The sequence below is a fragment of the Halorubrum tibetense genome (assembly GCF_055396225.1).
The window spans coordinates 48150-61852 of the sequence record NZ_AP043742.1 but is presented as its reverse complement, the minus strand read 5'-3'; the positions used below and the strand labels follow the sequence as shown (position 1 = coordinate 61852).

The window sequence follows — 13703 nt, the reverse complement described above, 5'->3', positions numbered from 1 at the left end:
CCGGGGGACCGACAGATAGGTCTCGGATCAGTTTCCTCACTACCGGGTAAGGACTGAAGATACTTAAATGTGTGCGACGGTATCGGATCCGAAAACGGCCGCTAAACCCGATCTTCACCGTGCGTATCGTTGATATCGCGGGCGAAACTGTATCGGAGTTATACGAACGTCGCTCTTGTGTAGCACATTGTTGATTTCAGAGAGTTGCTTTGATGGCGTGTTTGAGCGCTTTTCGTCCGGGTTTGCGGTAGAGTTCTCGTCTGAGTTGGAACGCTCGGAGATACTGTGTGAGGCGGTCTTTTGAGATGCCTCGATGCGGCGAGAGCCACCGTCGCGCCAGCGACGCGTGGCTCTCGCAGGTGTTCACGTGGATCGTCTCGTCGGCGTACTCACCGTCTCCGTGAACGACGTATTCGCGGTCGAATTGGTCGTCTTCTGTAAGCGGATCGTATGCACGAAATCCGTCGGTATAGACGGTGAGAGGCTCCTGCTGGCGGTCAGCCAGCAGGAGCCGGATCGTTGATTCGTCTGCGGATTTCGCTGGCACAACGTACCGTTGCTCGGTGCCGCGATCCACGAGTACGAATACGGGCGGTTTGTCCTGTTCATATGTTCCGCGCCCGCGTCGGGCGAGGCCGCGAGAGCGCGACCAGCGGTCGCGCTCGCGGCCTTTCAGGCCGGCAGAAACGTAGAACTCGTCAATTTCGACCGGTCCACGGAGATCGAGTGACGGCGCGTCGAGCGCTTCGGCAAAGCGCTCGACACGCCTGTGGATCGTTTTGTAGGTGACACCGATTTCGCACTGTAACTGCCTGAGGCTGGTGTTAAACCGCAAAAACGCGTAGATCGAGAACAACCATTTGCGGAGTGCGATCTTCGAGTGAGCGAAGATGGTGCCGGTCTTATCGTTGAACGTGCGGTCGCAATCCTTACAGAGATACCGCTGAAAGTGCCCATAGCTGCCGTTTCTGACCGTTCGGTCAGAACGGCAGCGAGGACAGGAAACGCCGTCACGCCAGCGAACCTGTTGGAGCAGGTCCGCTGCGACCGATTCCGACCCAAACGCATCTAGCGGAATCATCCGTGTCGGACACCGCTGACGCGGTGTCCTTGTCCTCTTCGACTCGACAGCAGCAGCTCAGCAGTATCAACAATCTCCTACAGAAGAGCGTACGAACGTTCGTGTTGGTTCCCGGAAACGGCCGAGTATAAATCGGTTTCGTACGTGTTTCTCGGCTGGACCGCCGTGTCGACTCCACCACGGCGACCGCCCTTGGTCCCCGCACGACCCGGGATCCGCGAGGACAACCGCTTTGGTCCCCGGCGGGACACGAACTGGTATGCATCGATCCCGACTCGACGAGATGCTCTCCGATATCGAGGCCGACGGTTACCTCCTCGACGCCTCACAGGACGACGCGAACCAGCTGTACCTCTCCGGGTTCACGGGCCCGGACCCGTTCGTGACGCTGTACGCCGACGGCGAGATCCACGTTCTCGTCAGCGGCCTTGAGTACGGACGAGCCCGGAACGAAGCGCTCGCCGACACGGTCGAGCGGCACGCCGACTACGACTACGAGTACGGGGGCCGCGAGGAACGGAACGACATGTACGCCGCGTTCGTCCGCGACAAGGGCGTCGACTCCGTCTTGATGCCGCCCCGGGGACCCGTCGGGACCGCCGACGCGCTTCGTGACCGTGGGATCGACGTGACCGTCGACGCCGACGATCGCATCCAAGAAGTCCGCGCCGTGAAGACCGACGAGGAGGTGTCCGCGATCCGCGCGGCGCAGGCGGCAAACGAGGCGGCGATGCGTCGGGCCGAATCGATGCTCGCCGCCGCCGACGTGGCGGACGAGAGCGACGACGCGGCGGATGCCGGCGTCCTGCTTCACGACGGCGACCCGCTCACCAGCGAGCGCGTGTCGACAGCGATCGAGACGACGCTGCTCGAACACGGCTGCGCGCTCGACGAGACGATCGTCGCCGGCGGCACGCAGGCGGCCGACCCACACGACCGCGGCTCCGGACCGCTCCGCGCGAACGAGCCGATAATCGTCGACATCTTCCCGCGGTCGAAGGAGACGAAGTACAACGGCGACATGACCCGCACGTTCTGTGTGGGCGAGCCGAGCGACACCGCCCGGGAGTGGTACGATCTCACCGAGCGGGCGTTCGAGGCCGCCCTCGACGCGATCTCACCCGGTGCGACCGGCGAGGACGTCCACGACGCTGCCTGCGAAGTGTACGAGGCGGCCGGCGAGCCGACGTTCCGGACCGACCCCGAGACGGAGACGGGGTTCATCCACTCCACCGGTCACGGGATCGGCCTCGACGTTCACGAGTCCCCCGGACTCTCCTCGGGCGGCGAGGAGCTGGAGCCCGGCCACGTCGTCACCGTCGAACCCGGCCTCTACGACCCCGCGGTCGGGGGTATCCGGATCGAAGACCTCATCGTCGTCACCGAGGACGGGTACGAGAACCTGACCGACTACCCGATCGAGTTCGTCGTCGGCTGATCGGGAGTCCGGGGTCGGACGCTCGGGGTGACGGCGCGGTCCCGATCGAACTCGCGGCCCGACTGACCGCGATCGGAAGCCGCTTTGACACCCACCGGATACGACGACCGTGAACTGGCGGTACGCCCACACGACGCTCGCGCTCTGTACGCTCGCGTTCACCGCCACGATGGTCGCGCGGCTCGCTATCAGCCCGCTCGTCCCACAGATCACCGAGACGTTCGCCGTCACGAACACCACCGTCGGACTCGCGCTCTCGGGAATGTGGCTCGCGTACGCGCTCTCGCAGTTCCCGTCGGGCGTCCTCGGCGACCGCTACGGGGAACGCGCGGTGATCCTCACGGCGGTCGGCTCGACGCTGCTCGCCTCGGTGCTCATCGCGGTCTCGCCCTCGATCGTCGGCTTCGCGCTGTTCACCGTCGTCCTCGGCGCGGGCGCGGGGCTCCATTACTCGGTCGCGACGACGTTTCTCACCCGACAGTTCGACGATATCGGCCGCGCGATCGGCGTCCACGTCGCTGGCGGGCCGCTGGCCGGCCTCGTCGCCCCGCCCGCGGCCGCGCTCGTCGGGGCTCGGTACGGCTGGCGCGTCGGGATCCTACTCGGGGCGGTCGTCGCCGCGCCCGTGTTCGTCCTCTTCGCGTGGCGGATCCGCCCCACTGAACCGCGGCGGCCCGACCAGCCGATGGGCGAGCGGTTCGCGCTCGGCCCGCTCGCCGAGCTGCTCTCGCGGCCGCCGATCCTGTACACGACCGCGCTGGCGACGCTCGGCGCGTTCGCTTGGCAGGCGACCGCGTCGTTCCTCCCGACGTTCCTCGAGGTCGGCGGCGGGCTCTCCACCGCGCTCGCCGCGGCCCTCTTCTCGCTGTACTTCGTCGTTCACGGCGGGACGCAGCCGCTGACCGGGTCGCTGTCGGACCGGATCGGTCGCGACGCCGCGGTCACGCTCACGATGGCGGTCGGCGTCGTCGGCTACGGGCTCCTCGTGGTCGGCACCCGCGACGGGGCAGGTGTCGTTCCCGTGATCGCCGGGGTCGTCCTCGTCGGGCTGGCGATGTCGTGGGGCGCGCCCCTGCAATCGCGGTTCATGGACCTGCTCTCGGACGCCGAGCGCGGGGCCGGGTTCGGGCTCGTCCGGACCGTCTACATGGTGTTCGGCGCGTCCGGCAGCGTCGTCGTGGGGGCCGTCTCCGACCTCGCGGGATGGCCCGTTGCCTTCGGGTTGCTCGCCGCGGTGATGGCGCTAGGGCTGGCCGCGTTGCTGGCGAACCGCCTGCTCGGCGGCGCGTACTGACCGCGACCGGTGTGCGGAACGGCCACAACCGACTGCAGAGAAGCCACCGAGCTGCGGGACAGACACGTCGCATCCCGGCGGATACGGCACGCCTCGGCGGATGCGACGCACCCGACGGCGGATGCGACGCACCCGACGGATACGCCACGCCCGATCGACTCGGTGAACGGCTTATATACGCCGGTGAACGGCTTATATACGCGCACCGGCCGGAACAGGACTCTTTCTCCACCGAATTCGACCCGGATTGGTGGAAAGACGAGCTGTCGTGGAGCGACTCCGCGACCCAAATATAAATACCTGCCACACGCGTCGCTACCGACTGATAACCACTCGTCGAGTATTCCGGTGTCGATTTATAAGCGGTCGTCTTCGAGACTTCCGGGATCCTGTGCGGTGTCGAACATGTTGTTCTCAGCGCCGTCGAGCATCTCGTCGCGTGGGTCGTCGTCGACCACGCTGACGTTGTACGCCTCGATCCCGGACGCGATCAGCTCCTCGGCGGCCTGTTCTTCGGTGACGAACTCCTGGTCCGCAAGCTGCTGGAACTCGGCGTACACGTCGTCCGATAGGTTCAGTTCGAAGGTCGGCATTACCCCCCCTTTTCGGCCGGACGCTTTTAAACCCGATGGGCGGTTCCCGCCGAGCACACACGACCGCCGGCCGTTCCGATCACGGGTGTCGGATCCGTGATCACTCACCGCTCTCGCTCGACATCGCGTTCCTGCTCTCGCCGACGCCACTCCTCCGCTGATTCGGGTGTCTCGGTCTCCAAGAGCCGGTCCAGTTTCCGCTCGAACTGGTCGTCGGTGAGTTCGCCGTTCGCGTATCGGGTTCGGAGCCGCTGCAGGGCGTCCGCGTTGTTCGTGTCTGCCGTCCGCGATCCGCCTACGTCCCCTTCGGTCGTGTCGGTTTCGCCGACTACGTCCTCGTACGTTCCCTCGTCGACCCACTCCTCCCAGTCGTCCTCGTCGCCGAACAGCATCGCGGTGACGGGGACCACGACGATGTAACCGAACAGCAACAGCGCCAGCCACCAGTCGAAGCCGAGGAACAGCGCCGCGAGCCAGGTTCCAGTCACGACCGTCGAGACGATCCCGGTCGCGTTCCGTCTGGCTCGCTCACGCGGGGAGGGCGAACGCGAGGAGGACGATTCCATATCGGAACTGTTCCGTGGAACGACAAAACGATACCGCCGGTTTCGCATCCACTTTAGGGGTTGGGACCGTCGATCACGTATGCGAAACGTGGACGCCGCGGGGCTCGGGATCGGCGACGACTACCCCCCGCGGATCATGGGGGTGTTGAACGTCTCCGCGGAGTCGCCGTACGACCCGAGCGTGTACGACGACCCGGGCGAGGCGGCGGCGTACGTCGACGAGGAACTGATCGACGAAGGGGCCGACATCGTCGACGTCGGCTTGGAGTCCGCGAACAAGGACTTGGACGTGCTCTCGGCCGAGGAGGAGCTGGAGCGGCTCGACACCGCGGTCGAGGCCATGGAGTCGACCGCCGGCGACGCCGTCTGGTCGATCGAGACCCGCTATCACGAGGTCGCGGACGCCGCCCTCTCGCGCGGCTTCGACATGGTCAACGACATCTGCGGCTTCGCCGACCCGGAGATGCCTCGCGTCTGCCGCGAACACGATGTCGCCGTCTCGAAGATGGCGTCGCCGCCCGACCTCGAACGACCCGGGGCGATCGAGGCGGTCGACGACATCTACGATGCCCTCGCGATGAACGGGTTCACGGACAAGACGATCCTCGACCCCGCGTTCGGCGGCTGGTCGGAAGCGAAGACGCTCGGAGACGACCGCGAGACGTTCCGCCGGCTCCGCGAGTTCCGCGGCTACGGCCGGCCGCTGCTCGTCTCGATCAACCGCAAGAACTTCCTCCGCGACCTCGCCGGCCGAAGCACCGAGGCCGCACTGCCGGTGTCGCTCGCGGCCACTTCGATGGCCGTCGAACGCGGCGCACACGTGATCCGCACACACGACGTGGCCGAGACGCGCGACGCGGCGCTGATCGGCGCGGCGTTCAGCCGGGATCGAACCCGCGTTGCCGCCGCGTCGGATGTTGATACCGCCGCGTCGAACCGTGATGCCGACGCCGAGGTGGCTGTCGAGGAGCTCGACGTGACCACCGTCAGGGAAGCGGAGCGCCACCTCGACCGGCTCGATGCCCCGCTCGACGTCGCGGAGCGAGCGGTCGTCCACAGCTACGAGATCAGCGGGCTCTCAGAGGCGGCCGTCGGGGCCCTCCGTGCCGCGACCGCCGACGGGCCGGCCGCGTTCGCGCTCGGCGAACCAGCGAGTCCAGACGCCGTCGACGCTGCCGGCGTCGGTGAGACGGCGGACGGCCCCGGGACGGCGGCCCGGGGACTCCTCGTCGGCACGCCCGAAGCGATCGAAACCGTGGGATCCCGGGTTTCGGACGTTTCGAACGGCCTCGACCACGTATTCGACGAGATATCGACTGCTTTGAGGTAAGAGAAAGTTTATGCCCTCGTGTGGACAACTGTTCAACCGGACGCCGGAAGGGCACGCGGGTAGGGGTACTCTGTGCCACTCCGGCCCATACCGTATCACTTCTCGCCAGCGGCGGCTCTGTGGACCGTTGGAACCGCTCGGATCGACCAGTGCACTCGGAGCGACTACATCGTCCGTATCGACCGAGCCGTCCGTATCGACCGAGCCGCCCGTATCGGCCGAGCCGTCCGTATCGACCGAGCCGTCCGTATCAGCCACATCGACCGGGGTAACAACATCGGATCGGAGGGTGTCGACGTGAACTTCACCGAGTTCGAACCGCTGTACGAGACGATACTGACGGACTTCGGCTTCGACCGCGCCGCCGACGAGCGGGTACGCGACGTCGCGGCCGACCTGTCCACCCCGTTCCCGCTCTCCCGACTGTCTCACTGGGAGGGAGCGACGGTCGCCGTCGCGGGTGCCGCGCCGTGTCTCGACGACGACGCGGACCGCTCGCTCGCCCGGGAGGCGGACGTCGTCGTCGCCGCCTCGACCGCGGCCGACGACCTCCTCTCGGCCGGGATCGACGTCGACTGCATGGTCACCGATCTGGACAAGAACCCGGAGACTGCGGCGAAGTTGACTCGCGAGGGAGTGCCCGTCGCGGCGCACGCCCACGGCGACAACCTCGATGCGGTCCGGGAGTGGCTCCCCCGGTTCGACGCGGCGTGGACGCTGACCACCACGCAGGCGGCCCCAGTTGGCCCCGTCCGGAACACCGGCGGCTTCACCGACGGCGATCGGGCGGCGTTCCTCGCCGACCACGTCGGGGCGGCTCGGTTGACGTTCCCCGGCTGGGAGTTCGACGACCCCGACGTGGGGCCGATGAAGGCGAGAAAACTGGCGTGGGCGGCCCGGTTGCTTCGCGTGCTCGAACGGCGACGCGACGAGGCGTTCACCGTCCTCGACGACCGTCGTGAGCGGGTCGACAGCGAGCTCGAGGACCTGCTCGGCGACTGAGCCAACGCCGGCGAAACCACGCCGACGATCGGTCCGGTTCCGCTTCGATCGACGGGGGTCAGAGCATCAGGAGTAACCCGTACACGAACAGCCCGATCAACACGCCAACCATCCCGGTGAGCACCCGGCGTTTCGTGACCCATCGAAGTCTCGGCTGGCGGCTCCGGTCCGGTCGTTCCCTCCGCTCGTGTCCGTTCTCGCGCATTATCGTGATCCCGGGGCGAGTCGTACTGACGGCCGGGGTCTCGTCGACCGATCACACATCGTCGTCGCCTCCTTCCGAGTCACCTTCGTCCGCGGCGACGCCGGCGTCCTGGTCGTCTCCACCCTCGTCGTCTTCCTCCTGATCGCTCTCGGCTCCGTCCCCTCCGTCGGCATCATCGGTTTCGTCCCCCTCCTCGACGCCCGATTCGCTTCCTTCGCCGTCAGTGTCCGGTGTCCCGTCGTCCGACTCAATGTCGCCGTCGGGTTCCTCACCGCTCCCGGTGTCGGGCTCGGTGCTTTCGGTTTCGTCGTCGGTCACACCCCCCTGATCGTCGCTCCCGTCGTCACCGTCGACGGCAGTGGTGTCGTCGTCCTCTGAGACGTCCGACTGATTACCGACAGGTTCGTTTCCGTCGCCGGGGACGGATCCGTTGCCGTTGCCGGGGACGGATCCGTTGCCGTTGCCGGAGACGGACTCGTTACCATCAGGGTTGGAAACTGACTCGTTACCCGTTCCGCTCTCGGCGATCGTCTCGTTGCCAGCGTCAGGGGCGTCGTCGACCTCGTCACCGTCGCCGAGGTCGGTCCCGTTCCCGACGTTGGTGCCGTTTCCATCGGTCGGATCGGTCGATCCAGCGGACTCGTTTCCGCTGTCCGCGGGATCCGTCTCCCCGTCGTCAACCACCTGCCCTCCGGTGATATCCTGCGTTCCGTTGACTCCCTCCGATGCGTCCGTCCCGGACTCGAACTCCTCGAATTCCTCGACGGAGGCGAAGCTCCCGTCGATCGCGCCCTCGTCCGAGAAGAACGCGACCGTCCCGTATCCTCCGGCGAAGGAGACGCTCAACACGAGGACGGCGGCCATCACGACCGCCGCGGTTCGGATCATCGCTCCGCCTCGTTCGTTGCCCCGCCGTCCGCGGCCGGCTCGATCACCGGGTCGTCGAACAGGCCGGACGCCGACGGCCACGAGTCGTCCACGGCGGGCTCCGAGCCCGCGCCCGCGTTCTCCCCCGCATCGGCATCCGTGTTCGTGCCAGCGTTTACGTTCGTGTTCGAGTCCCCGTCCACGTCGGTCGGATCCCCCGCGACCACCTCCGCTACGTCCGAGTCGGGGTCGTCGGGGTCGTCCCCGCCGTCTCCCGGTTCGTCCGTCGTCGCGGACGCCGCTTCGGAACCGCTGCCGGCCGTAACGAGGAGCACGACCCCCGCGAGGAGCCCCATCGTCGCGCCGGTCGCCACGCCGATCGTCAGGCCGGTCCGGAGCGTGTACGCGATGTACACCGCGTACGGAACGACCGCGAGGAGCACGCCGACCGCCCCCTGGACGGTGCGTACCGTCACGACGAACCCCTCGTCAGTCGCGGCCCCCACGTCGGTCGCGCCGCCGGTAGCTGCAGCACCGCCAGCCGCGGTGCCACCGGCCGCGACGCCGGCATCGGTTACCTGGTCACCGTCCGGTTCAGCGTCTGCCCCAGCCGGTTCGGCGTCTCCCCCGTTCGCAGCCCCGTGCCCGGTTCGAGCACGGTAGAGGCTCCAGAGCTCCGAGACCGCGAGCAGCCCGAACGGGATCACGACGAGCGCGACGAACCCGGCTGGCGAGGCCGCGAACTGTATCACGTACCCGATGTAGGGGATCGTGATCATCACGACGCCGAGGACGTTCCCGCCCGGCACGAGCGATGCGTCCGCCACGTCGTTCGCGTCGCCTTGCGTCTCGAAGGCGACGCCGCCGCCTGCCGATTCGACGCCGATAACGCGGTGTGTCACCGGGACCTCGTTGTCGCCGCGGAGGAACGTTATCACGTCCCCCTCCGCGATCGACGCCGGATCGCGTTCGTCGACGATGACGACGTCGCCCGGCGCGATCGCCGGAGTCATGCTCGCGGTGAGCACGACGAAGCTGTACTCCGCCCCGACGACCGCGGGGACCGCGTACACTACGAACGGCGCGACGAGCGCGATCAGTAGGAGTAATCCGAGAACGTTGGCGATAGTTTTGAATCTTGTAGCTGTGGTCATGATCGGTCCTCCGAGTCACAGAGCGGTTCCCCGTCGGTGCTCGTCCCGGCGACGAGCTCGTACAGCGGCCCTCCGGCGCCGTCGGATCCGAAGGCGTCGCCGACCCCGAGGGCGACGGAGCAGCTGGTATGAATGGAGACGGTGGTGCCGCCGTCGACGACGATCTCGACGTTCGGGCCGATCCAGTCGTCGCGGTTCCCCGGCCTGTCGAGGTTCGTCCCGTCGAGCGTGAAGCGCTCGTCGGGGGCGACCGTTCCCTCGAACAGGAGGCCAGTCGACGCACCCCCTTGTTCGGGAACGCCAGTTATCTGGGCCGGCTCCGAGCCGAGGTACCGGAACGTCAGGCCGAGCAGGGTCGGTTCCCCGTTGACGCACTCGATACAGTCCGGTTCGTCGGGGTCGCCGGAGTCGTCCGGCTCGTCGGATCCCCGCTCCTCGTCCACACAGATGTCGATCTCGATGTTGCTGATCTCCCGGCGTCCGGAGTTACCAGAGCCGTCCGGGGCGAGGAGCACTGCCCCGGTGTCGGGGCTCGGCGGCTCGATCTGGTAGCGTTCCGTGGTCGGCCCGCCCTTGAGACGCACCTCACAGAGGTCGCCGAAGGCGTTCCCGTCGGCGTCCACCAGATCGAACCGTACACCCACGGCCTCGTCGCCGTCCTTGTATTCGACGTCGGTGACGAACAGGAACGCCTCGCCCGCGAGCGGGCCCTCGTCTATCGACAGCCAGGTCGCGGTGTCGTTCGGATCGCTTATCGATATCTGCCCCTCGACGTCGTCCGCTTTCCCGCCGAACTCGCACTCCGGACACGGCTCGGGCGGCTCCTCACACGGCCCGAGGCCAGCGAAGGGGTTCGATCCCACCGCGTCGTCCTCGGAGACGTGTCGGCACTGTTCGGTGTACAGCCGGAACTCGAACCCGGTCTCCCTCCCGGCTGCTACACTCGGGGCGTCGATCGGGAGCTCCCAGTAGAGCGTTACGTCGAGCGTCTCGTCCGGGGAAAGACAGGCCTCACCGTCGAGGTCGTCGATCCGCAGTCCGTCGACGAACGCCTCCCGGAGCGCGGATAGCGACCCGGAGAACAGCGTCGAGGACCCGCCGTTCTCGACGACGAGGGTCACCGACAGCGCGTCGCCGAGCGGGTCGAACGCCGCCAGGTCGGGATCCGGACAGACGGTCGCGAACCAGAGCCGTGCCGGGTTCGTCAGCACCGAGATCCCGAACGATTCCGCCCCGTAGCTCCCGCGGTCGAGGCCCTCGATCCCGACGCTCACGAGCCCGTCCGAAACGGTGCAGTTCGCCGTCCCGTCGTGGTCCGCACAGGAGATGTCGAGGGCGACCTCGCCGCTCCCGATCGTGTTGTTCGGCAGCGCCGCCGCGTCCGTCAGGAACGCGAACGTGCCCGCTCCGCTCGCCGCACCGATGGCCCCAACGCCGCCGAGGCCGGCGAGGAGTCGGCGACGGCTCAGGCGTCCCACGCCGTCGGATCCGCGTCCACCGTCGCTTCGTCGGGTCATGCCGTCACCTCGTCGTCGTCGGCCGCCGTACTGTCGCCGTTCTCCGCCGGATCGAACGGGTTGTTCGGGTCCGCACAGTCGGTCGCTCGGAACCGGAGCGCGAACGCCGCCGACTCCCCGCTGCCGACGTTCCCCTGTCCGGTGGGTACGTCCCAGGTGAACGCGAGACAAAGGCTCTCGTCCGTCCCGAGACAGCTGTTGTCGAATATCCCGGGATCGAGCTCGACCCCCGTCAGGAGGTCGCCGTTCGCGGACGGGACGGTCTCCGGGGCCGATAGCGGTCCCGCGGCGATCGTTGCGCCACGCGGGTCGTTCTCCGCGCCGACGCAGCCGCCGACCCCGAACAGCCCGGTGTCGTATCGCGTCTCGATCTCGATCCGGTCCGTGAGGTCGTTGCTCACGGCCTCCAGTTTCATCCAGACCCGAGCGGGGTCGTTTTCGGCGATCAGTCCGACGCTCGCGGTGCCGTGGTCCTTCGGGAGGACGTTGTCCGCGTCGACGAGGCGTACTTCGCCGTCGAGCTCGTCGATCCCGTCGACGAACTCGTCCGGGTCGGTCGGGCCCTCGATACCGAGGTCGCCGTTGTACGTCCCACGCCACCCGACCAGGAGCCGGGGACCCGTCGACGCCGCGTAGGTGTAGTTCGTATACCCGTTCCAACTCCCGGTCGAGCGCCCACGGGCGACCCCGGCGGTCGCGAAGCCGACGGCTCCGACGCCCGCGAGCGCTTCCCGGCGAGTGATGTGTATGTCTCGTTTCGTCATTCGTGTGTGTGGTCGGCTCCGAACGGCCGGTTCGTCGATACTCTCCACGCTCTCCCACTACGTATGTACGCGCAGCCTACCCGGACGGTTCGGAGGCCGAACCATCCGGCAGTCACCCCCTACCGCGACGGCAGGCGCTGACTATCGGGCACGACGACACGAGTTACGGGAGTGCCCCGCCGTCCGGAACACGGGCCGAGAGCCGTCGTCGTCCGCTCCGCACGGAGCTTCGAATGGGGGAGAGCGTCCTTCGGGACGCTCTCGTCCGGCCGGAGGTCGTCAGTCGCTCACGCCCCCGCGTACGGGTTCGCCTCGCCGTCGTTGTGGCGGCACTGTTCCGCGGCGAAGCCGATCGCGAACTCGACGGAGTCGGTCTGTACCTCGTTGCCGACCGTGGTCGGCAGCTCCCACTCGAAGCCGAAACACCGAGTGACGGAGTTCGTGAAGCAGGTTCGCTCCTCCTCCGAGAGGTTCGCGTCGAGCGGGATCCCCTCGGCGAGGGCATCCATCACCTCGCGGAGCGTTCCCTCGACGATGACCGCCTCGCCGGTGAGCACGACCGCCGCGATCTGTGAGTAGATGTCGTCGAGGTCGTTGCCTGTCGGCGAGTCGTAGTAGAGCGTGGTTCCGTTGCTCCCGCTCGCCATCTGAATGAGGGTGTTCTGTGCGAATCCGGTGACCCCGAGGCCCACGGTGATGACCGTGATACCGGCATTTTTGGCGTCCTGTGCGGCCTGTATCGCGTTCTGCGTGTGGTTGCTACCCGGACGTGCGGACCGGTTCGGTTGGCCGTCACCAAGTAGGATGATCGCCTGATCGACACCACGGTCGTTGGCCGTGAGTTCGTCGGCCGCGAGGTCGACGCCGGCGTCCATCATGGTGAAGCCGCCGGACGTGATCCCCGCTGGTCCCGGCTGTAAGAACGCCGCGACGAGCGAGTGATCGGAGGTCAATCCCTGACGTAGCTGGCCGGCCGAGTCGAACGTCACGAGGCCGACGCGGTCGTCCGAGCCGAGGTTGTCGAGGAACGTTAGTGCGGCTGCCTTGGCGTTCTCCATGCGGCTTCCCGAGCCGCCCCCCATCGATCCCGAGGTGTCGATCGAGAGCATCACGTCCACATTTCCACCATCCTCGCCGCCGCTCTCTTGATGGATGTTGTCACAGTTGTCGTCGTACCAGATCTTCGCCTCGATGGCGTCCGCGAGCTGGCCCTCCCCGTCAGGATCGTCGACGGTGATCCCCATCTCTTCGAGCGCGACTTCCTCGGGACCCGTGTAGCCGTTCTGGTCATTCGCGGTCAGCGCGCCGCCGATCCACATGTAGCCGGGGTTGTCGTACAGGTGGGTGCTGAAGGTGACCTCGCCGTAATCGCCGGGCTTGACGTCGCCGATGCGGATGAGCGCCTCCTCAAGGTCGCCCGCGTCGATGAGTTCCTCGCGGCGGAACCCCTCTCCTTCCTCCGATTCGGGGTCGAAGATACCGTTCGCACCGCGGACCCAGTCGCCCGCTCCCGGGTAGTTCTCCAGGCCGGGGACCTGATCGAGCAGGTAAACCCCGGTGTCCTCGTCAGTCGGCTCCATGTCCTCGTCGACGAAGGTGGCGTCCGGGTAGTTCGCCTGAAGCTCCGCGAGCCGCCCGTGGCCGCCACGGTAGGTCATGCGGTAGTCCATCTTCAGGTCGAACTCGCCCGCGGTGAGCGTGTTGTCCTGGAACGACTCCTCGTCGCTGAAGAACGCGGTCGTTCCAAGGCCTGCACCGGCGGAGGCGACGCCGATGGCCCCGAGTCCGCCGAGGAGTTTTCGGCGCGAGAGGCCGGCAATGCTGGTGTCAGTGTGGTTCGTTTCGTCTGTCATGATCGGGTATCGCTCGTGAAGGTCGCTTCATCTGCGAAC

13 protein-coding genes are annotated in these 13703 nt (G+C 67.0%); 4 read left to right on the top strand and 9 right to left on the bottom strand.

Annotated elements, in window-relative coordinates:
• Positions 1–196 precede the first annotated feature (196 nt).
• Positions 197–1081 (bottom strand): IS1595 family transposase, encoded by an 885-nt coding sequence (locus ACZ5TV_RS00295; RefSeq protein ID WP_379783935.1) that lies wholly within the window; start codon positions 1079–1081, stop codon positions 197–199.
• A gap of 259 nt (positions 1082–1340) precedes the next feature.
• On the opposite strand from ACZ5TV_RS00295, the gene ACZ5TV_RS00290 reads away from it, so the two are divergent.
• Positions 1341–2519, top strand: a complete 1179-nt coding sequence (locus ACZ5TV_RS00290; RefSeq protein WP_464383986.1) for a M24 family metallopeptidase — start codon at positions 1341–1343, stop codon at positions 2517–2519.
• A 109-nt stretch (positions 2520–2628) separates the two neighbouring features.
• Positions 2629–3813, top strand: coding sequence for an MFS transporter (locus ACZ5TV_RS00285; protein WP_464383985.1), 1185 nt, complete (start codon positions 2629–2631; stop codon positions 3811–3813).
• A 356-nt stretch (positions 3814–4169) separates the two neighbouring features.
• Here ACZ5TV_RS00285 and ACZ5TV_RS00280 read toward each other — a convergent pair whose 3' ends face one another.
• Entirely contained in the window at positions 4170–4406 is a 237-nt protein-coding gene (locus tag ACZ5TV_RS00280) for a DUF7120 family protein (RefSeq protein WP_379783148.1), read from the bottom strand.
• Positions 4407–4510: 104 nt separating this feature from the next.
• On the bottom strand, positions 4511–4972 hold the full coding sequence (locus tag ACZ5TV_RS00275) for an SHOCT domain-containing protein (RefSeq protein ID WP_379783146.1): 462 nt from the start codon (positions 4970–4972) through the stop codon (positions 4511–4513).
• A 79-nt stretch (positions 4973–5051) separates the two neighbouring features.
• Between ACZ5TV_RS00275 and ACZ5TV_RS00270 the strand changes: the two genes are divergently transcribed.
• Both ACZ5TV_RS00270 and ACZ5TV_RS00265 read left to right on the top strand, forming a co-directional pair.
• The gene (locus ACZ5TV_RS00270) at positions 5052–6302 is read left to right on the top strand and encodes a dihydropteroate synthase (RefSeq protein ID WP_464383984.1); all 1251 of its coding nucleotides are present in this window, start codon (positions 5052–5054) and stop codon (positions 6300–6302) included.
• Between the two features lie 297 nt (positions 6303–6599).
• Positions 6600–7304, top strand: a complete 705-nt coding sequence (locus ACZ5TV_RS00265) for a 6-hydroxymethylpterin diphosphokinase MptE-like protein (protein ID WP_464383983.1) — start codon at positions 6600–6602, stop codon at positions 7302–7304.
• Between the two features lie 58 nt (positions 7305–7362).
• Here ACZ5TV_RS00265 and ACZ5TV_RS00260 read toward each other — a convergent pair whose 3' ends face one another.
• The 6 genes from ACZ5TV_RS00260 to ACZ5TV_RS00235 form a co-directional block, all read right to left on the bottom strand.
• The gene (locus ACZ5TV_RS00260) at positions 7363–7509 is read right to left on the bottom strand and encodes a hypothetical protein (protein ID WP_379780168.1); all 147 of its coding nucleotides are present in this window, start codon (positions 7507–7509) and stop codon (positions 7363–7365) included.
• A gap of 51 nt (positions 7510–7560) precedes the next feature.
• Positions 7561–8397, bottom strand: coding sequence for a hypothetical protein (locus ACZ5TV_RS00255; protein WP_379780166.1), 837 nt, complete (start codon positions 8395–8397; stop codon positions 7561–7563).
• Entirely contained in the window at positions 8394–9530 is a 1137-nt protein-coding gene (locus ACZ5TV_RS00250) for a signal peptidase I (protein WP_379780164.1), read from the bottom strand. Before ACZ5TV_RS00250 ends, ACZ5TV_RS00255 begins: the two co-directional genes overlap by 4 nt.
• The gene (locus ACZ5TV_RS00245) at positions 9527–11047 is read right to left on the bottom strand and encodes a DUF7467 domain-containing protein (RefSeq protein WP_379780162.1); all 1521 of its coding nucleotides are present in this window, start codon (positions 11045–11047) and stop codon (positions 9527–9529) included. The genes ACZ5TV_RS00250 and ACZ5TV_RS00245 overlap by 4 nt, the downstream gene beginning before the upstream one ends.
• Entirely contained in the window at positions 11044–11811 is a 768-nt protein-coding gene (locus ACZ5TV_RS00240; protein WP_379780160.1) for a hypothetical protein, read from the bottom strand. The genes ACZ5TV_RS00245 and ACZ5TV_RS00240 overlap by 4 nt, the downstream gene beginning before the upstream one ends.
• A gap of 287 nt (positions 11812–12098) precedes the next feature.
• Positions 12099–13664: a vWA domain-containing protein gene (locus ACZ5TV_RS00235; protein WP_379780158.1), complete on the bottom strand. Its 1566-nt coding sequence runs from the start codon at positions 13662–13664 to the stop codon at positions 12099–12101.
• Positions 13665–13703: the final 39 nt, after the last annotated feature.

Bases quoted from the DNA above. Each gene is read 5' to 3' on its own strand.
- ACZ5TV_RS00270 (WP_464383984.1), top strand. From the start codon at position 5,052: ATGCGAAACGTGGACGCCGCGGGGCTCGGGATCGGCGACGACTACCCC.
- ACZ5TV_RS00295 (WP_379783935.1), bottom strand. From the start codon at position 1,081: ATGATTCCGCTAGATGCGTTTGGGTCGGAATCGGTCGCAGCGGACCTG.
- ACZ5TV_RS00275 (WP_379783146.1), bottom strand. From the start codon at position 4,972: ATGGAATCGTCCTCCTCGCGTTCGCCCTCCCCGCGTGAGCGAGCCAGA.
- ACZ5TV_RS00240 (WP_379780160.1), bottom strand. From the start codon at position 11,811: ATGACGAAACGAGACATACACATCACTCGCCGGGAAGCGCTCGCGGGC.
- ACZ5TV_RS00245 (WP_379780162.1), bottom strand. From the start codon at position 11,047: ATGACCCGACGAAGCGACGGTGGACGCGGATCCGACGGCGTGGGACGC.
- ACZ5TV_RS00260 (WP_379780168.1), bottom strand. From the start codon at position 7,509: ATGCGCGAGAACGGACACGAGCGGAGGGAACGACCGGACCGGAGCCGC.
- ACZ5TV_RS00290 (WP_464383986.1), top strand. From the start codon at position 1,341: ATGCATCGATCCCGACTCGACGAGATGCTCTCCGATATCGAGGCCGAC.
- ACZ5TV_RS00250 (WP_379780164.1), bottom strand. From the start codon at position 9,530: ATGACCACAGCTACAAGATTCAAAACTATCGCCAACGTTCTCGGATTA.
- ACZ5TV_RS00235 (WP_379780158.1), bottom strand. From the start codon at position 13,664: ATGACAGACGAAACGAACCACACTGACACCAGCATTGCCGGCCTCTCG.
- ACZ5TV_RS00280 (WP_379783148.1), bottom strand. From the start codon at position 4,406: ATGCCGACCTTCGAACTGAACCTATCGGACGACGTGTACGCCGAGTTC.
- ACZ5TV_RS00255 (WP_379780166.1), bottom strand. From the start codon at position 8,397: ATGATCCGAACCGCGGCGGTCGTGATGGCCGCCGTCCTCGTGTTGAGC.